Origin of the sequence: Aeromonas sp. FDAARGOS 1414 (genome assembly GCF_019047065.1) — a bacterium.
Classification (GTDB): domain Bacteria; phylum Pseudomonadota; class Gammaproteobacteria; order Enterobacterales; family Aeromonadaceae; genus Aeromonas; species Aeromonas veronii_A.
The window spans coordinates 2,529,140-2,546,214 of sequence record NZ_CP077210.1 but is presented as its reverse complement, the minus strand read 5'-3'; the positions used below and the strand labels follow the sequence as shown (position 1 = coordinate 2,546,214).

Genomic DNA, 17,075 nt, shown 5'->3' with positions numbered 1-17,075 from the left:
CTTGCAAGAGGCCCGTTTCAGTTGAGCGATGGATTGTGCCCGGTTGACTACCGTCGTTATTTGGCACGCAGCAGGGTGACGGTCTCTTCATCCAGTGCGGTCAGGGTGGGACGGGCATCGCGCACATACTCCACGAAAGACGCTGCATCGGTGCCGCAATCCACGCCGCTGGCTTTGCAATCGAGGGGCTGGCCCGGGGCATAGACGGCGCCGAGCAGTTCACCGTTTTGTGCCACCTTCAGCACCGGGAAGGCGGTCAACTTGCCATTGACGCTGGCGATATCGACCCGCTCGCTCTGGTGGCGCTGGGCATTGGCCAGTGCCTGCCAGCCATCGTTACCGTTGGCGCTGTAGGCGTTCATCACCACCCGATAGCGCTGACTATCCACCAGATCCTGCCATTCGCCGCTTGCGGTCTTGCGCTGCAATTGGGTCAGGGTGCCCGCTTTGCCTGCGTCGGTCTCCTGGAAGGTGTAACGCAGGTGGCCGCCATAGGGGAACTTGCCGGCATGGGCGCTGGCGGGCAGGGTCGCGGTGATGGTCTCGGTCAGCAGGGCGCGTACCTCGGCGCCAGTCAGGGTCAGCACCGCGAGCTGGTTCTTGAATGGCAACAGGGTGAGGGCACTATCCCCCTCACGCCATTCGCCAGCAGGCAGGTCGGCGCGCACGCCCCCAACCGCCACCAGAGAAAAATCGACCGGGCCACCGGTCAGGGCCTGGACGGCCGGAGTATTGGCCCAGTAGAACTCCCCTTCGGCAACCAGCGGCGCTACATCTGAGCCGTGGCTGTCGCTGCCGTTGTCACCGGGACGACGGGCATTTTGCAGCTGCTCGGGGATGGTGCCGATCACCGGGCCGTAGGCTTTCTCCAGCGCCGGTTTGTAGTGGCTGTCGATGATGCCGCGCAGGCGCGGATCTTCATCCACGGTCACCAGATTGGGCTGGTTGTCGACAAACTGGCTTGCCTCTTTGCTACGGGCGTCGTCGAGCGCCTGCTTGCGCGCCGCATCGGCGAAGAAGTCGCGGCTGGCCAGCAGGCTGTTGTGGCCCTGGCAGTCGGTCACCTGACCCTGGCTGTCAAAGGTCACCTGTGCCAGACCGATGGCCTGGGCATAGGAGCCCGCCTGCACCACGCAGGTTTTGCCGATGCCATCCGGATTGGTCACCAGCTTGGCGTAATCGCCGGTCTTGCCCCAGCCAATATTGCGAAAATCGCCGAGCAGGCTGTGGGAGTGGCCGCCGACGATGGCATCGAGGCCGTTTACCTTGGCGGCCAGTGCCAGATCCCGCTCGTTGCCGATGTGGGTGAGCGCCACGATCTGATGGATCCCCTTGGCTTGCAGCATGTCGACCGTGGCCTGAGCCGAGGCGACCTCCTTGCCAAAGCGCAGCTTGCCGACGTTGGGGGCGATATTGCCCATGTCTTCCAGCACCAGACCGATGACGGCGACCAGTTGCTTGCCTTGCGGCAGGTTGTCGAGAGCGGTGACCGGACTCTTCTGGTTGCCGTCAAAGGCGTAGACCACGAAGGGCTTGAGGTTGTCAGCCTTGCTGAGGGCCGGATCGGCCTTGGTGTCGAGGTTGGCGGCCAGCACCGGGAAGTTGACCCCCTCGATGAAGCGGGCCAGCTTCTGGTTATCCAGATCGAACTCGTGGTTGCCCAGCGCCATGGCATCGAGGCCGAACTGGCTCAGCAACTCGGCGTTGGCCATCCCCTCGTTGAGTTTGAAGTAGCCACTGCCCTGCCAGGCATCGCCGCCGTGCAGCAGCAGCAAGGGCTGGTTCTTGGCCAGCGCATCGGCCTGATAGGCTTTCGCCATGGTCAGCAGGCGCGGATAACCGCCAAAGCGGGTATAGAGGGTGTCCGTCTCCCCCTGCTGGGCAAAGATCTGCCCTTTGATCTCCGCATTGACCGGATCAAACTGGGAGTGGGTGTCGTTCATGTGAGCCAGGGTCAGCACAAAGGGCGGGTTCTCTTTGGCGGGCTGACAGGCGAACAGGGCGGAGGTGAGGGTAGCGAGCAGGAGGGGACGCAAGCAATTCATGGGTAAATCCTTAAGCCTGCCAGGGGCAGGGTCGTACCAGATAGCAGAAAGTTGGAAAGAGAAGGTCCAGAAAGACGAAAACCGCCTGATGGCGGTTTTCGTTATTGCTGAATCTATCAATGCTCAAACATGGCAGAGATGGACTCTTCGTTGCTGATGCGACGAATGGCTTCGGCCAGTACAGTTGACAGCGTCAGCTGCTTGACCTTGCCGACCGCTTTCATCTCCGCAGTGAGCGGGATGGAGTCGGTGATGATCAGTTCATCGATCACGGAGTTCTTGATGTTCTCGACGGCGGAACCGGAGAAGACCGGGTGGGTAGCGTAGGCGAATACACGCTTGGCACCGCGCTCTTTCAGGGCCTCTGCGGCTTTGCACAGGGTGCCGCCGGTGTCGATCATGTCATCAACGATGATGCAGTCGCGGCCGGCAACGTCACCGATCAGGTGCATGACCTGGGAGACGTTCGGGCGGGGACGGCGCTTGTCGATGATGGCGATGTCGGTGTCATCCAGCAGCTTGGCGATGGCGCGGGCACGCACGACGCCACCGATGTCCGGGGAGACGACGACAGGAGACTCGAGGTTCTTGGACTTCATGTCTTCCAGCAGCACCGGGCTACCGAACACGTTGTCTACCGGAACGTCGAAGAAACCTTGAATTTGCTCGGCATGCAGGTCAACGGTCAGCACGCGATCCACACCGACGCTGGAGAGGAAGTCAGCGACAACCTTGGCGGTGATGGGTACACGGGCGGAGCGGACGCGACGGTCCTGACGGGCATAACCAAAGTAGGGGATAACGGCAGTGATACGGCCAGCTGAAGCACGACGCAGAGCATCCACCATGACGATCAATTCCATCAAATTGTCGTTGGTCGGGGCACAGGTGGATTGAATGATGAAGATATCGCCACCACGTACATTCTCATTGATCTGTACGCTGATCTCGCCGTCGCTAAAGCGACCTACGGCAGCATTGCCGAGTTTGATAAACAGGCGATCTGCGATCTTCTGGGCTAGTTCCGGCGTTGCGTTACCAGCAAACAGCTTCATGTCAGGCACGGTTTGAAACCTCGGGGTTGCATCCAGTATGTGGGGGAGTCTGAAATCAGACCCTATCGTTTTGGGGCAAACGATTTATCAAGATAACGTACAAGGTGTCTGCTGCCCAATGATCGTGATGATACCGGTAACCCGAATCCGTGGCCGAGTGCAAAACCGGCCACGTTAATCATCATCAATACCGTTCGGTAAAATTGGCTGGGGTACTAGGATTCGAACCTAGGAATGGCGAGATCAAAACCCGCTGCCTTACCGCTTGGCGATACCCCAATCATTTGAACTGTTGCAATGTGGAGAAGAGAGGTGATATGTTCTCGCCCTTGGCGACAAACCCATCAAGTCCCTTCGGCACGCAGGCCAACACTTCCCGAGCAGTCACTTCGTCTTCAAATTGAGCAAAGACGCAGGCTCCTGTGCCCGTCATTCTTGACGGCGCGTATTCTAGCAACCAGCCGAGCGCATTGGCAACCTCGGGGTGGCGCTTTTTCACCAGTGATTCGCAATCGTTTTTCCACTCGCCTTCCAGCAGGTTGTCCAGCGCCATTTTCGGCGTAGCTCTCGGCAGCTCCGGATCCTGGAATACGGCTGCGGTCGCCACATGGCAATCGGGCTTGAGTACCAGATACCAGGCATCGGGCAGTTCGACTGGTTGCAGCCGCTCGCCCACTCCTTCGGCAAAGGCCGCCTTGCCACGGACAAACACCGGCACATCGGCCCCCAACTGGACGCCAAGCGCTGCCAGTTCATCTTCACTCAAACCCGCTTGCCAGAGGTGGTTAAGCGCCACCAGCGTGGTTGCTGCATCGGATGAGCCGCCGCCGATGCCGCCGCCCATGGGTAGCACCTTTTCCAGCCGGATATGGGCTCCCTGCGGGCTCGGCAGGGTTGCCTGCAGCAGGCGCGCCGCGCGGATAATCAGATTCTGCTCATCCGGCACCCCGGGAATGGCCGGGCTCAAGGTGAGTGTGTCGCTATTCGGTATCACCTCGAACTCGAGCCAGTCGCTGTGGTTGAGGAAGATAAACAGGGTCTGCAGCTCGTGATAGCCATCGGGACGACGGCCATTGACGTGTAGAAACAGGTTGAGTTTGGCCGGTGCCGGCCAGCGTGTGGAAGCCATTAACGTGCAAGAGTCCATTGGTTGATCTGAAGCTTGAGGCGGCTGTTCTGGCCGGTCATGGTCAGCTGGTGTGGCAGGCGGTAGCCATCCTGATCCCGATAATCGCCATAGACGATCTGCCACTGGCCGTCGCGCACGCTGGCCAGACTGCTGTCGGGGTTGAGTTCAAACTCCGCCTGACCCGGCAGCCCCTTGATCCACTCCGGTAATCCCGCAACCGGAATATTCCAGCCGGTCAGTTGATAGATGAGCGCTTCGGCATCCTGGCTCTGGTGGCGATTGCCGTCGCTGTCGAGCAGGGTGATTTCGCCCTTGCTGCGGGAGAGCTCCAGAATGCTGGTGCCAATCAGGCTGGTGAGGTTGAGGCGATAATCCTCCCCATCCTGCTGCCAGTTGAGACGGGCGCTGCCCTTTTGCTGTGGCGTGATGATGGCCATCTTGCCGGATAGCTGCCAGTGGGCCAGTTGCTCGAGACGGGTCCGCTCCTGGTTCCAGTTCACTTGGTCACGCTGGGGCTGGGTGGTGGCACAACCGGCCAGCAACAGCAGGCAGGTGAGGGTAAAAATACGTAGCAGCAAGAGACGGCTCCAGAGAGAGGAATTTGCCACAGTATACGGGGCGGCCGTATTGCTTTTAAAGACTTACCCTTTCTCGTACAATTGGCAGCCTTTGCACCCAGCGTATGAAATGATCGTCGCCCACTCATGAGTTTGCTTGCCCTCGGAATCAACCACAACACCGCCAGTGTCGCCTTGCGGGAACGGGTCGCCTTTGGCCCGGACTGCATCGATCGCGCCTTGCGTGAGCTGGTGAGCCAACCCGGTGTCAGCGAGGCGGTGATCGTCTCCACCTGCAACCGGACCGAACTCTATTGCAATCTGGAGGAGCAGCGGCAGGAACAAGTGCTGCGCTGGCTGCAACAGTTCCACGGGCTGGACGCTGCCGAACTGGTCACTGCCATCTATCAGCATCACGATGAAGAGGCGGTGCGCCACCTGATGCGGGTGGCGTGCGGGCTCGACTCGCTGGTGCTGGGAGAGCCGCAGATCCTCGGCCAGATCAAGCAATCCTACGCCCATGCTCAGCAGGCGGAGTCGGTGAAGGGGGCGCTGGAGCGGCTGTTCCAGAAATCCTTCTCGGTGGCCAAACGGGTGCGTACCGATACCGAGATTGGCGCCAGTGCCGTATCGGTGGCGTTTGCCGCCGTCAGCTTGGGTCGGCGGATCTTCTCCGATCTCTCCCAGACCAAGGTGCTGCTGGTCGGGGCGGGGGAGACCATCGAACTGGTGGCCCGTCATCTGCGCGAGCAGAACGTCACCAAGATGATGGTGGCCAACCGGACTCTGCAGCGTGCCCAGACCCTGGCAGCCGAATTCGGTGCCCAGGTGATGACGCTCGAAGAGATCCCCGATTATTTGCATGAGGCGGATATCGTCATCAGCTCGACCGCCAGCCCCCTGCCCATCATCGGCAAGGGAATGGTGGAGCGCGCGCTGAAGGCCCGCCGCTTCAAGCCCATGTTTCTGGTGGATATTGCCGTGCCGCGCGACATCGAAGCCGAAGTCGATGAACTCTCCGATGCCTATCTCTACACGGTGGATGATTTGCAGGGGATCATCGAGCAGAACCTCGAAACCCGTAAACGGGCCGCCGCACAGGCCGAGGTGATCGTGCAGGAAGAGCGCGACGAGTTTATGGGCTGGTATCGCGGCCTGCGCTCGGTCGACCTCATTCGCGATTACCGCCATCAGTCACAGCAAGTGGCTGATGAAGAGTTGCAACGGGCCCTGCTGGCATTGGCGCAGGGCGAGAGTGCCGAACAGGCGCTCAAGGCGATGGCCCATCGCCTCACCAACAAATTGATCCACGCGCCGACCCAGGCGTTGCGCCAGGCTGCCTCCCAGGGGGATCAGAGCGAGCTCTCCCGCTTGCGGCAGGCGCTGGGGTTGTCACAAGAGCCATAATTTTCGGGCAACCTGCCGGTTGTCCCGTCCTCCATTGAGAATGCAAGAGTTATGAATCCGTCACTGATCAGAAAGCTGGAAGGCCTCATCGAGCGCCACGAAGAAGTACAGGCCATGCTCGGCGAGCCGGATGTGGTCTCGGATCAGGATCGCTACCGAGCCCTGACCCGCGAATATGCCCAGCTGGAAGATATCGTTCACGCCTTCCAGCGTTACCGTCAGGCGCAGGATGATCTTGAGACCACCCAGATGATGCTGGAGGAGGAGGATGCCGACCTGCGCGAGATGGCGCAGGAGGAGCTGCCGCTGGCCAAGGCCAATCTGGAGGCGCTGGAGCAGGAGCTGCAACTGATGTTGCTGCCCAAGGATCCCAAGGATGACAACAACTGCTATCTGGAGATCCGCGCCGGTGCCGGTGGCGACGAGGCGGCCATCTTTGCCGGTGACCTGTTCCGCATGTACTCCCGCTTTGCCGAGCGTCAGGGCTGGCGCGTCTCCATCGTCAGCTGCAATGACGGTGAGTACGGTGGCTACAAGGAGGTGATCGCCAAGATCGACGGTGAGCGCGTCTATGGCCGCCTCAAGTTTGAATCCGGTGGTCACCGGGTACAGCGGGTGCCGGAGACCGAATCTCAGGGCCGGGTGCACACCTCCGCCTGTACCGTCGCCGTGCTGCCGGAAGTGCCGGAAGCCGAGCAGATCGAGATCAATCCTTCCGACTTGAAGATCGACACCTTCCGCGCCTCCGGTGCCGGTGGTCAGCACGTCAACAAGACCGACTCGGCCATCCGCATCACCCACCTGCCGACCGGTCTGGTGGTGGAGTGCCAGGACGAGCGCTCCCAGCACAAGAACCGCGCCAAGGCGATGTCGGTGCTCTCCGCCCGCCTGCAAGCGGCCGAGGATGAGCGCCATCGCGCCGCCGAGCAGAGCACCCGCCGCAATCTGGTGGGCTCCGGCGATCGTTCCGAGCGCATTCGCACCTACAACTACCCGCAGGGCCGCCTCTCCGAACACCGCATCAACCTGACCCTCTATCGCCTCTCCGAAATTTTGGAAGGGGATCTGGACTGCGTCATCACCCCGCTGGTGCAGGAGTATCAGGCCGATCAGCTCGCCTCGCTGGCCGAGAACAACTGATGCAAATGGTGATCCGGCAAGCTCGCATTAAGTGTCGTGCCCATAAGGTGGAGTGGCACTGATGCAGATCCAGCAGGCCCGCGCCCATATCATGACTGTGTTGGCTGAGGGGGAGTCCCCCCGCGCCGACGCCGATGTACTGCTCTGCCATCTGCTCGGGTGTCGGCGCAGTTATCTGATGACCTGGCCCGAGCGTGCGCTGGATGCCGCCCAGCAGGCCACCCTGCAGGGGTGGCTGGTCCGTCGTCTCAACGGCGAACCCATCGCCCATCTGGTGGGCGAGCGGGAGTTCTGGTCGCTGCCCCTCAAGGTGAGTCCGGCGACCCTGATCCCGCGCCCCGATACCGAGGTGCTGGTCGAGCAGGCGCTGACCAGAATCCCGCAGGGGCCGTGCGCCGTGCTGGATCTGGGCACTGGCACCGGCGCCATCGCGCTGGCGCTCAAGTCCGAGCGGCCCGAAATCGATGTGTGGGCGGTGGATCGGATGGCCGATGCCGCGGCGCTGGCCCGCGAGAACAGCGCCGCGCTGGGGTTACCCATCGAGGTGCGCGACGGCAGCTGGTTCGAGCCCCTTGGCGAGCCGGATCGCGACAATACGCCACGTTTTGCGGTGATTGTTTCCAATCCCCCCTATATTGATGGCGCCGATCCCCATCTCGAGCAGGGTGACGTGCGCTTTGAACCCCGCTCGGCGCTGGTTGCCGATGACGCCGGGCTGGCCGATATCCGCCACATCGTGGCCCATGCTCCCGCTTATCTGCTGACCGATGGCTGGTTGCTGCTGGAGCATGGCTGGGATCAGGGGGAGGCGGTGCGTCAGTTGCTGCGCGATGGCGGTTACCGCGGGGTAGCCACGGTGCGCGATTACGGGGATAACGACAGGGTGACGCTGGGCCTCTGCCCGCTGCGCTGACAGCCCCTTACTGTTACACGGCGGGTTGCCTGTGCGCCCCCATGCAAGGATTGAATATGGTTTTTGTGCTCAAACACCTGCACCTCACCCTGATTGCCGGGGCCGTGCTGATGTTTATGCTCCGCTTCTACTGGGTACAGACCGCCACTGGCCGAGCCTATAGCGCGCCGGTGATGAAGGTCAGCGGCTGGCTCAACGGTCTGGTGGTACTCTCCGGCGTATTGCTCTGCATGGTGCTGGATCTCAACCCGCTCAATAACGGAACGCCCTGGCTCAGCGAGAAGCTGATGGCCATTCTGGTGCTGGTATTTCTGGCGGCGATGGCGCTGCGGCTGGCCAAAAGCAATCTGGTGCGCTGGTGCTCCTTTCTGGGGGCGCTCGGCTGGATCTACTTTATTGCCAAGTTGGCAGTGCTCAAACAGACGAGTGTGTTCGGCTAAGGCATGAAGAGAATGTTACACATAGACGAATGGACCGATTTCGAAGCCCACGACATCACCGAGCTGGCGTTGTCAGTCAGTGACGAGATTTATGGCTCGGTCGAGGAGGGGATGCGCGAGTTGAACCTGCTGGACGAGTGGCTGGATGAGCAGATCGAAGAGGGCACCTGCGACGAAGTGCGCCAGCAGTTGCTGCAGGGTTTCTACCACAGCCTCGGTTTTCATGGCGACTGGCAGGATTATTTCTCTGCCAACAACTGCGATCTCAATCAGGTGCTGGTTCAGCGCAAGGGGATCCCGGTCAGCCTCGGCATTCTCATTATCCAGCTGGGGCGCAAGCTCGGGCTCGATGTGGAGGGGATCTGCTTCCCCGGCCACTTCCTGGTGAGCTTTGCCGGTGGCGAGGGGGAGGTCTATGTCGACCCCTTTACCGGCGACGAGCTGAGTCTGGCCCGCATCGAGCTGCTGCTGCGCGGTGCGTTGGGGGACTTGGCGACCCTCACTCCCGACTACCTGCAGCCCTCCGGCCAGTGGGAGATCATCGAACGGCTGCTCAACGTCAGCAAGGGGGCCCTGCTGCGGGAAGATCGCATGCCCGAGGCGCTGCGTTGCAGCGAGCTGTTGCTGCGGATGAAGCCCGGCGATCCGCTGGAGACGCGGGATCGCGGCTTTATCTACGAGCAGCTCGATTGCCCGCGCCAGGCCGCCGACGATTTTGAATATTTTATTGAACAATGCCCGGACGATCCGGTCGCCGATGTGCTGAAAGTACAGCTGGCCGCGCTGGATCTGAGCCCCAAGCCCCTCCATTAAGGGCGGCTTGAAACTGAAACAGAAGAATATCAAGGCCGCTGCGTCCGGTCGCAACGGAGTAACTAGGCTTCAAGCCCTTTTATTAAGGATGTCTTAGATGGAACAGAAGAATATCAAGATCAACCAGATCGACGTTGCCAACGACAAACCGTTCGTGCTGTTTGGTGGCATGAACGTGTTGGAATCCCGCGACATGGCGATGGCGGTGTGCGAGAAGTACGTGGAAGTGACAAGCAAGCTGGGCATCCCGTTTGTCTTCAAGGCGAGCTGGGACAAGGCCAACCGCTCCTCCATCCACTCCTACCGCGGTCCGGGTCTGGAAGAGGGTATGAAGATTTTCCAGGAGCTGAAAGCGACCTTCGGCATGCCGGTCATCTCCGATCTGCACGAACCCCATCAGGCCAAGCCGGTCGCCGAGGTGGTGGACGTTATCCAGCTGCCCGCCTTCCTGGCGCGCCAGACTGATCTGGTGGAAGCCATGGCCCGCACCGGCAACGTCATCAACATCAAGAAGCCGCAGTTCCTCAGCCCAAGCCAGATGAAGAACATCACCGACAAGTTTGAGGAGTGCGGCAACGATCAGCTGATCCTGTGCGAGCGCGGTGCCAACTTCGGCTACGACAACCTGGTGGTGGACATGCTGGGTCTGGGCGTGATGAAGAAGAGCACCGGTGGCTATCCGGTGATCTTCGACGTGACCCACTCCCTGCAGTGCCGTGATCCGCTGGGTGCCGCCTCCGGTGGCCGTCGCGAGCAAGTGACCGAGCTGGCGCGCGCCGGCATGGCGGTCGGTCTGGCCGGTCTCTTTATCGAATCACACCCGGATCCGAAAATTGCCCGCTGTGATGGCCCGAGCGCCCTGCCGCTCGACAAGCTGGAAGGCTTCCTCAAACAGATGAAGGCCATCGATGACCTGATCAAGGGTTTTGAGCCCCTGGATACCTCTGCTTGATGGGACAAGCACTTATCACAAGGCCTCGCAATGCGAGGCCTTGTTTTTTGCGCTTGCCCAGTGAAAGCACGTATAAAAAAACGGCCGACAGGCCGTTTTTTGTGCTGATACAGCAAGTATCAGCGGTTCACTGCAGGACGCTGATTACAGGCTCTGGGTGAAAGTACGGGTAACCACGTCACGCTGCTGTTCCGGGGTCAGGGCGTTGAAACGCACTGCGTAGCCAGATACGCGGATGGTCAGCTGCGGGTACTTCTCCGGATTCGCGATAGCATCTTCCAGGGTTTCGCGACGCAGCACGTTGACGTTCAGGTGCTGACCACCTTCAACAGCCGGTTCGGCCTGAACAGGCAGTTCGCGGTATTCGAACTGACCCAGATCAGAGAGTGCGACTTCCTGATCGGCAGCAAAGGCATCGCCTTTGACACAGATGCAGCGAGCCTGTTGCTTCTCTTCGTCCAGCAGCCAGAAAGAGTTCAGCAGGGCGGTGTTGGCAGCCTGGGTGATTTGAATGCCTTTGATCATGGTATGACTCCTCAATGGGAACGCGAATCCAACTGTAAGGAAATTACCCTGATGTATTTAAGCTACCGTTAATTGCGGTTGCTTAAAGGGCCCTTGCCTTACACCTTTGCTTTGATGGGGTCATATATACCATGTTGGTAATATTACTAAAATTGATCTAGATCAATAAAAATCAATAAAGTGCCATTTAAATGGGATTAAATTCTTGAGTTTAATCAAAAATAGGTCATTTTTCTGATTTTGTAAGATATCAAAATTATGCATCTTTTACCTTTTTAATCTAGTAATTTAACTACATCTTTTTCGGCTTTTCTGTGGTGGATTGAGGAGTTGGCTACACTCAGCAGAAAGCAAGGAGAGTGTCGGGTGAATATCAGGTGGCGAATGTGGGGATGGTTGGCCCTGTTCTGTTGCTGGGCAATCACAGCTGTGGTCCGGGCCGAAACAGTACGCATAGCGGTGGGCGAATGGCCGCCTTATATCAGTGAGTCGCTGCCCAATCAGGGGTTTCTCTGTCAGGTGGTACGTGAGGCCTTTGCCGAGCAGGGGGTCGATGTCAGCTTTCATTTCTACCCCTGGTCTGAGGCATACAGCCTGACTCTTGAAGGGCGTTATATGATTACCATGCCCTGGTTTCGCTCTCGCGAGCGCGAGCAGCACTTCTATCTCTCTGCATCGCTAGGCAAATTTACGACCCGTCTGCTTGCACTTAATGGTTCGCCATTGGTCAGTTTGGGTGAGCTGAAAAACGAGCCTGTCGGGGTTACCCGTGGCTATTTTTATGGTGAAGGGTTTGCAGCAAGACAATCCGAGCTGTCTCTTGAGTGGTCCGACTCCGATGAGGAGAGCATGGAGAAACTGCTCACCGGACGCATTCGTTATCTGGTCATGGATGAACAGGTGGCACAGGTTCTGTTTCAGCAGGTTCTCTCTCGTCATCCCCAAGCGGCAGCATTGAGTGGTGCCCCCGATCCCATCTGGTCCCAGCCGGGCTATCTGCTGATGCGCAAGGCCGATCCCGATGCCCGCCGCTTGATGTTGCTGTTTAACGCCGGTCTGCACAAACTGGAGCGCTCCGGCCGGCTCGCCAGGCTCTGGAAAGTGTGAGTCACGGTTGCGTCTTGCGGGCTGCCCCCCTATCCTGACTCCTTCGCCGTATCAAGTGAGGAGGCCGGGGTGCTGACCTGGAGTGATGTGATTGGCTCTGAAAAAGAGCAGGACTATTTCAAGTGTACGCTGGCGACCGTCAGGGCAGAGCGGGAAGCGGGCAAGGTGATCTACCCCCCCCCGGCCGATGTGTTCAATGCTTTCAAACTGACCGAACTGGATCAGGTCAAGGTGGTGATCCTGGGGCAGGATCCCTACCATGGCCCGAATCAGGCACATGGTCTCTGCTTCTCCGTCCTGCCCGGGGTGCGTACTCCCCCCTCACTGGTCAACATCTATAAGGAGATGCAGCGGGATCTGCCTGGTTTCGTCACACCCAATCACGGTTTTCTGGAGTCCTGGGCCAGACAGGGGGTTCTGCTGCTCAACACAGTGCTGACAGTGCAGGCCGGTCAGGCACACTCTCATGCCCATCTGGGGTGGGAAACCTTCACCGATCGGGTCATTGAGCAGATCAATGCCAGTTGTCAGGGGGTGGTATTTCTGTTGTGGGGCTCCCATGCCCAGAAGAAAGGGCGTTTTATCGACCGGCAACGCCACCACGTGTTGACGGCGCCCCATCCCAGCCCCCTTTCTGCCCACCGTGGTTTTATCGGTTGCGGCCACTTTTCCGAGACCAACCGCCTGCTGGAATTGCAGGGTAAAAGCCCGATCGAATGGCAATCTGTCTGCCAACCACTTGATTGAGTGCAAAGTTCGGGCGACAAATGACCGTATACTCAGGAAAGTAACATTTTATTTCAGCGCCAAGGAGTGCCCATGTTATCGAGTCTGCACAAGGATCACCTCAATATCGCCCGACTGCTGGATCTGCTGAAGCAGAAGCTGGCCGCCATTCGTGCCGAGCAACCCATCAGCTATTTTCTGGTGCGCGATGTCATCGATTATCTGCGGGAGGTCTCTGACAAGTATCACCACCCCAAGGAAGATCTTGTCTATGACTACTACCTGAAATACCGGGTGGTGGAGGGGGATGTCGCGAACCGCTTGCATGAAGAGCATCTCAAGTTGCTGGAGGCAGGGACCGAGCTCAAGGAGATGGTGGAGATGATCCTGATGGATGCGGTGATCCCGCTCGATCAGTTCACCGCCAAGCTGGAGCGCTTCGTGGAGCTGCAAGAGGCACACATGAACTACGAAGAGGGGGTGATCTTCCCCCATCTGCGTGACTCCCTGACCGAGGATGACTGGCGTCATCTGGAGCAAAACTGGCAGAACCGAGCTATCGGTGATCCTCTGTTTGGTGCCGAGATCAGCCAGCACTTCCAGGCGCTTGCCAAGCGCCTCTCCCTGCCTTTTGCTGCCAGCTGACGCACGCGGCTTTCGGTCATCAGTCATCTGACTGTGCAGGTGTTACCCGGCCAATGTGCCGGGTTACTTATTGTTACTCACGCCACATGATCTTGTTGTGCCATTTGTCGGGCACAGTGAGCTGCCAGCGGGCCAGCTCGCTCTTGCTGAAGACATATTCGCCGCGCAGGGCCGCTCGCGGGGAGATAGTACGGGGCAGGGTGCCCGCCAGTATGGTGTTGATAAGGGACGCTGCCTGCAACCCCTGATCGTGGCCGTCCAGTACCAGCCCGCCGATGGCCATCCCCTTGCCGACGGCAAACTCCCAGAAACAGAAGAGAGGAACCGGTGTGTTGGCGCTGGTCCACTCCAGCACCGTCTGTTCGCTCACATGCTTGCCATTATCGTCGACCAGCGTGTGGTAGAGGCCGAGGAAGATTGCCTGATAGCCATTCTTCTTAGCGTTGAGCACCGCCTCCTGCCAGAGGCTGTAATCCCCCATCAGCTGGCTGTTGACCCGGGTCTGGCCGACTCGCAATTCGGTCTGGGTCTTGAATTCATCCTCGATAGCGGTGAGGGCCACATTGCTGGAATCAAACAGTACCAGCGCCTTGTCAAGCCCTCCCATCATCTGACTTATTTCGCTGATGTTGCGCTTGAGCAGGGGGCGTTCCAGCACCCCGGTGATCTTGGGGTGGCCGACAAAGCCCTTGAGGCGGGGGTTTTCGTTCATGCCGAGAAAAACAACGGGAGTACCCAGCGAGGCGATCTCGTTGGCCAGATAGTTGATGGCATTGTCATCCCCCAGCACCACCAGATCCGGTTTGCTCTTGAGATAAAAAGCGATAGCCCGTTGAGCGATGTCGTCGAACGCCTCCCGTGGATGGCGTTTGGTGTCCATATAGAAGTGAGAGATCTTGTGCTCCCCCTGCAACCCTTTGCGCAAACCTTCGTTGTAGCTCTGGTCCCAAAGGTATTCGGGATGGTAGCTGCTGATCACCAGAATGTTTGCGGCCCAGAGCGGCAGGGAGAGGGTGGAGAGCAGTAGCAACAGCAGGGAGGTGCGCATGGGAAGGCCCCTGTCGAGTGATAGTGTATGCATGCTCAGTATGGGCAGTGTTTGCCGTTACTGTCATCTCGAAACCGGTATGGCAGGGCGCGATTTTTTTTCGGTTGAGCGGATCGGACGCCAGCCCGCACTCTGCTTGGGATCGGGTTTTATTGAGTCTTTTTTTGGTTGGTCGTGAACTGTCCCGCTCGCTGAAAAACCTGTTCTGGATCAAGAAATGAGGCTGCGCTTTGGTGCCTAATAGACACCACATATAGGGACGCATTCGTTTTTAATCCCTATATGTTGTGTTATCAAGCTGTGTATAAGCTGTTCCCCTCCTATCTTCAGCCCAGGCTTGTCAAGCCTCGGCTGAATTTATTTGCGTCCAGGACGAGATGCCGGGAGGGGGGCCCAACAAGGGTGAGCCAGAGGCAAATGCCTGGCCTTTTAACGGGGAAAATCCATGAAACCGGTTGTGATCAAACGTGACGGATGTCGCGCACCATTCAATGCCCAGCTGATTCGCGATGCGGTCAGCCGAGCGGCGGAAGCGGTCAATCAGGCCAATCCGGCACTCGCCTCCCGCATTGCCAATGCAGTGAGTCAGGAGCTGGAAGGGCGTGGTGAAGTTGATATCCACGAGATCCAGAACCGGGTCGAAAACCACCTGATGGCTTCCGACGACAAGGCCATCGCCCGTGCCTATATCGAATATCGCCACGACAGGGATCAGGCTCGCGAGGCGCGCGGCCGTCTGGCGCAGGAGATCCGTGGTCTGGTCGAGCAGACCAACGCCGCCCTGCTCAACGAAAACGCCAACAAAGACTCCAAGGTGATCCCGACCCAGCGCGACCTGCTGGCCGGTATTGTCGCCAAGCACTATGCCACCAGCCACATGCTGCCCCGTGATGTGGTTCAGGCCCACGAGAGCGGTGATCTGCACTTCCACGATCTCGATTACTCACCTTTCTTCCCGATGTTCAACTGCATGTTGATCGATCTGAAAGGGATGCTGACCCACGGCTTCAAGATGGGCAATGCGGAGATCGATACCCCGAAATCCATCAGCACCGCCACGGCCGTGACCGCCCAGATCATCGCCCAGGTGGCGAGCCACATCTATGGTGGCACCACCATCAACCGCATCGACGAAGTGCTTGCCCCCTATGTGACCATCAGCTGGCAGAAACACCGTGAAGTGGCCGAAGAGTGGGGCATTGCCGACGTGGAAGCCTACGCCATGGCCCGCACCGAGAAAGAGTGCTACGACGCCTTCCAGTCGCTGGAGTACGAAGTCAACACTCTGCACACCGCCAACGGTCAGACGCCGTTTGTCACCTTCGGCTTTGGTCTGGGGGACAGCTGGGAGTCGCGGATGATCCAGCGCGCCATCCTCAGCAACCGTATCGCAGGCCTTGGCAAGAACAAGAAGACCGCCGTGTTCCCGAAACTGGTGTTCGCCATCAAGGATGGCCTCAACCACAAGCAGGGCGATCCCAACTACGACATCAAGCAGTTGGCGCTGGAGTGTGCCTCCAAGCGGATGTATCCGGACATCCTCAACTACGACCAGGTGGTGAAGGTGACCGGCTCCTTCAAGACCCCCATGGGTTGCCGCTCCTTCCTCGGTGCCTACGAGGAGAATGGCGAGCTGATCCACGAAGGTCGCAACAACCTGGGGGTGGTGAGCCTCAACCTGCCGCGCATTGCCCTGAAATCCCGTGACGAAGCGGACTTCTGGGATCGTCTGGATGCCTCTCTGAGGGTCGCCAAGAAGGCGCTGATGTACCGCATCTCCCGTCTGGACGGGGTGAAAGCGCGGGTTGCTCCGATCCTCTATATGGAAGGGGCTTGCGGTGTGCGGCTGAAGGCGGACGACAACGTCAGCGAGATCTTCAAGAACGGTCGCGCCTCCATTTCCCTCGGGTATATCGGGGTACACGAGACCATCAACGCCCTGTTTGGTGACAAGGTGCACCTGTTTGACAGCGCCGAGCTGCAACAGAAGGCCATCGCCATCATCGCCCGTCTCAGGGCAGCCATTGACGAGTGGAAAGAGGAGACTGGCTACGGCTTCAGCCTCTACTCCACCCCGAGCGAGAACCTTTGCACCCGTTTCTGCCGCATCGACGCCAAAGAGTTTGGCGTGGTATCCGGTGTGACCGACAAGGGTTACTACACCAACAGCTTCCACCTCGATGTGGAAAAGCAGGTCAACCCGTACGACAAGCTGGACTTCGAGGCGCCCTATCCGCCCATCGCCAGCGGCGGCTTCATCTGCTACGGCGAGTACCCCAATATCCAGCACAATCTGGAAGCGCTCGAAAACGTCTGGGATTACAGCTATGACAAGGTGCCCTACTACGGTACCAACACTCCCATCGACGAGTGCTACGACTGCGGCTTCACCGGCGAGTTCGAGTGCACCTCCAAGGGCTTCACCTGCCCGCGCTGCGGCAACCACGACCCGGCCAAGGTGTCGGTGACCCGCCGTGTCTGCGGCTACCTCGGCAGCCCGGATGCGCGCCCCTTCAATGCGGGCAAGCAGGAAGAGGTGAAGCGCCGCGTCAAACATATGTAAGCGCACAGGC

Annotated in this window: 16 protein-coding genes and 1 tRNA gene; 10 read left to right on the top strand and 7 right to left on the bottom strand. The window is 59.1% G+C overall.

What is annotated here, in order from left to right:
* Positions 1–56: 56 nt before the first annotated feature.
* The 5 genes from I6L44_RS11210 to lolB form a co-directional block, all read right to left on the bottom strand.
* Positions 57–2,045 (bottom strand): bifunctional UDP-sugar hydrolase/5'-nucleotidase, encoded by a 1,989-nt coding sequence (locus tag I6L44_RS11210; RefSeq protein ID WP_216951854.1) that lies wholly within the window; start codon positions 2,043–2,045, stop codon positions 57–59.
* 116 nt (positions 2,046–2,161) lie between these two features.
* Positions 2,162–3,109 carry a ribose-phosphate pyrophosphokinase gene (locus tag I6L44_RS11205; RefSeq protein WP_005343846.1) on the bottom strand — a complete coding sequence of 316 codons (948 nt, stop codon included), beginning with the start codon at positions 3,107–3,109 and terminating at the stop codon, positions 2,162–2,164.
* A gap of 195 nt (positions 3,110–3,304) precedes the next feature.
* Positions 3,305–3,379 (bottom strand) — tRNA-Gln (locus tag I6L44_RS11200).
* Between the two features lies 1 nt (position 3,380).
* On the bottom strand, positions 3,381–4,229 hold the full coding sequence (gene ispE / locus I6L44_RS11195) for a 4-(cytidine 5'-diphospho)-2-C-methyl-D-erythritol kinase (RefSeq protein WP_040098804.1): 849 nt from the start codon (positions 4,227–4,229) through the stop codon (positions 3,381–3,383).
* Positions 4,229–4,807 carry a lipoprotein insertase outer membrane protein LolB gene (gene lolB, locus I6L44_RS11190; RefSeq protein WP_216951853.1) on the bottom strand — a complete coding sequence of 193 codons (579 nt, stop codon included), beginning with the start codon at positions 4,805–4,807 and terminating at the stop codon, positions 4,229–4,231. The genes ispE and lolB overlap by 1 nt, the downstream gene beginning before the upstream one ends.
* 126 nt (positions 4,808–4,933) lie before the next feature.
* Here lolB and hemA point away from each other — a divergent pair, with 126 nt between their 5' ends.
* From hemA to kdsA, 6 genes are all read left to right on the top strand, one after another.
* Positions 4,934–6,193 (top strand): glutamyl-tRNA reductase, encoded by a 1,260-nt coding sequence (hemA, locus tag I6L44_RS11185; RefSeq protein ID WP_216951852.1) that lies wholly within the window; start codon positions 4,934–4,936, stop codon positions 6,191–6,193.
* Positions 6,194–6,244: 51 nt separating this feature from the next.
* Complete coding sequence (gene prfA / locus I6L44_RS11180; protein WP_042061304.1) at positions 6,245–7,333, top strand: peptide chain release factor 1; 1,089 nt, start codon at positions 6,245–6,247, stop codon at positions 7,331–7,333.
* A gap of 61 nt (positions 7,334–7,394) precedes the next feature.
* On the top strand, positions 7,395–8,246 hold the full coding sequence (gene prmC / locus I6L44_RS11175; RefSeq protein WP_216951851.1) for a peptide chain release factor N(5)-glutamine methyltransferase: 852 nt from the start codon (positions 7,395–7,397) through the stop codon (positions 8,244–8,246).
* A gap of 56 nt (positions 8,247–8,302) precedes the next feature.
* Positions 8,303–8,686 (top strand): SirB2 family protein, encoded by a 384-nt coding sequence (locus tag I6L44_RS11170; RefSeq protein ID WP_005334939.1) that lies wholly within the window; start codon positions 8,303–8,305, stop codon positions 8,684–8,686.
* Positions 8,687–8,698: 12 nt separating this feature from the next.
* A complete protein-coding gene (locus I6L44_RS11165; RefSeq protein ID WP_005334938.1) occupies positions 8,699–9,499 on the top strand; it encodes a SirB1 family protein in 801 nt (266 codons plus the stop codon).
* 97 nt (positions 9,500–9,596) lie between these two features.
* Complete coding sequence (kdsA, locus tag I6L44_RS11160; protein WP_216951850.1) at positions 9,597–10,451, top strand: 3-deoxy-8-phosphooctulonate synthase; 855 nt, start codon at positions 9,597–9,599, stop codon at positions 10,449–10,451.
* Between the two features lie 144 nt (positions 10,452–10,595).
* Here the strand turns inward: kdsA and grcA are convergent, their stop codons facing one another.
* Entirely contained in the window at positions 10,596–10,976 is a 381-nt protein-coding gene (gene grcA, locus I6L44_RS11155) for an autonomous glycyl radical cofactor GrcA (protein ID WP_216951849.1), read from the bottom strand.
* A 459-nt stretch (positions 10,977–11,435) separates the two neighbouring features.
* Between grcA and I6L44_RS11150 the strand changes: the two genes are divergently transcribed.
* The 3 genes from I6L44_RS11150 to I6L44_RS11140 all read left to right on the top strand — a co-directional run bounded on the left by I6L44_RS11150 (position 11,436) and on the right by I6L44_RS11140 (position 13,454).
* Positions 11,436–12,083, top strand: coding sequence for an ABC transporter substrate-binding protein (locus I6L44_RS11150; RefSeq protein WP_254204216.1), 648 nt, complete (start codon positions 11,436–11,438; stop codon positions 12,081–12,083).
* Between the two features lie 69 nt (positions 12,084–12,152).
* Complete coding sequence (ung, locus tag I6L44_RS11145) at positions 12,153–12,830, top strand: uracil-DNA glycosylase (protein WP_216951847.1); 678 nt, start codon at positions 12,153–12,155, stop codon at positions 12,828–12,830.
* Positions 12,831–12,902: 72 nt separating this feature from the next.
* Positions 12,903–13,454: a hemerythrin domain-containing protein gene (locus I6L44_RS11140; RefSeq protein ID WP_216951846.1), complete on the top strand. Its 552-nt coding sequence runs from the start codon at positions 12,903–12,905 to the stop codon at positions 13,452–13,454.
* 73 nt (positions 13,455–13,527) lie between these two features.
* Here the strand turns inward: I6L44_RS11140 and I6L44_RS11135 are convergent, their stop codons facing one another.
* The gene (locus I6L44_RS11135) at positions 13,528–14,502 is read right to left on the bottom strand and encodes an ABC transporter substrate-binding protein (protein ID WP_216951845.1); all 975 of its coding nucleotides are present in this window, start codon (positions 14,500–14,502) and stop codon (positions 13,528–13,530) included.
* Between the two features lie 445 nt (positions 14,503–14,947).
* On the opposite strand from I6L44_RS11135, the gene nrdD reads away from it, so the two are divergent.
* The gene (gene nrdD / locus I6L44_RS11130) at positions 14,948–17,065 is read left to right on the top strand and encodes an anaerobic ribonucleoside-triphosphate reductase (protein ID WP_216951844.1); all 2,118 of its coding nucleotides are present in this window, start codon (positions 14,948–14,950) and stop codon (positions 17,063–17,065) included.
* Positions 17,066–17,075: the final 10 nt, after the last annotated feature.

What these genes read in the sequence shown, in the direction of transcription:
- I6L44_RS11210 (WP_216951854.1), bottom strand. Translation starts at nt 2,045, where the DNA reads ATGAATTGCTTGCGTCCCCTCCTGCTCGCTACCCTCACCTCCGCCCTG.
- ispE (WP_040098804.1), bottom strand. Translation starts at nt 4,229, where the DNA reads ATGGCTTCCACACGCTGGCCGGCACCGGCCAAACTCAACCTGTTTCTA.
- hemA (WP_216951852.1), top strand. Translation starts at nt 4,934, where the DNA reads ATGAGTTTGCTTGCCCTCGGAATCAACCACAACACCGCCAGTGTCGCC.
- prfA (WP_042061304.1), top strand. Translation starts at nt 6,245, where the DNA reads ATGAATCCGTCACTGATCAGAAAGCTGGAAGGCCTCATCGAGCGCCAC.
- prmC (WP_216951851.1), top strand. Translation starts at nt 7,395, where the DNA reads ATGCAGATCCAGCAGGCCCGCGCCCATATCATGACTGTGTTGGCTGAG.
- I6L44_RS11170 (WP_005334939.1), top strand. Translation starts at nt 8,303, where the DNA reads ATGGTTTTTGTGCTCAAACACCTGCACCTCACCCTGATTGCCGGGGCC.
- I6L44_RS11165 (WP_005334938.1), top strand. Translation starts at nt 8,699, where the DNA reads ATGTTACACATAGACGAATGGACCGATTTCGAAGCCCACGACATCACC.
- kdsA (WP_216951850.1), top strand. Translation starts at nt 9,597, where the DNA reads ATGGAACAGAAGAATATCAAGATCAACCAGATCGACGTTGCCAACGAC.
- grcA (WP_216951849.1), bottom strand. Translation starts at nt 10,976, where the DNA reads ATGATCAAAGGCATTCAAATCACCCAGGCTGCCAACACCGCCCTGCTG.
- I6L44_RS11140 (WP_216951846.1), top strand. Translation starts at nt 12,903, where the DNA reads ATGTTATCGAGTCTGCACAAGGATCACCTCAATATCGCCCGACTGCTG.
- I6L44_RS11135 (WP_216951845.1), bottom strand. Translation starts at nt 14,502, where the DNA reads ATGCGCACCTCCCTGCTGTTGCTACTGCTCTCCACCCTCTCCCTGCCG.
- nrdD (WP_216951844.1), top strand. Translation starts at nt 14,948, where the DNA reads ATGAAACCGGTTGTGATCAAACGTGACGGATGTCGCGCACCATTCAAT.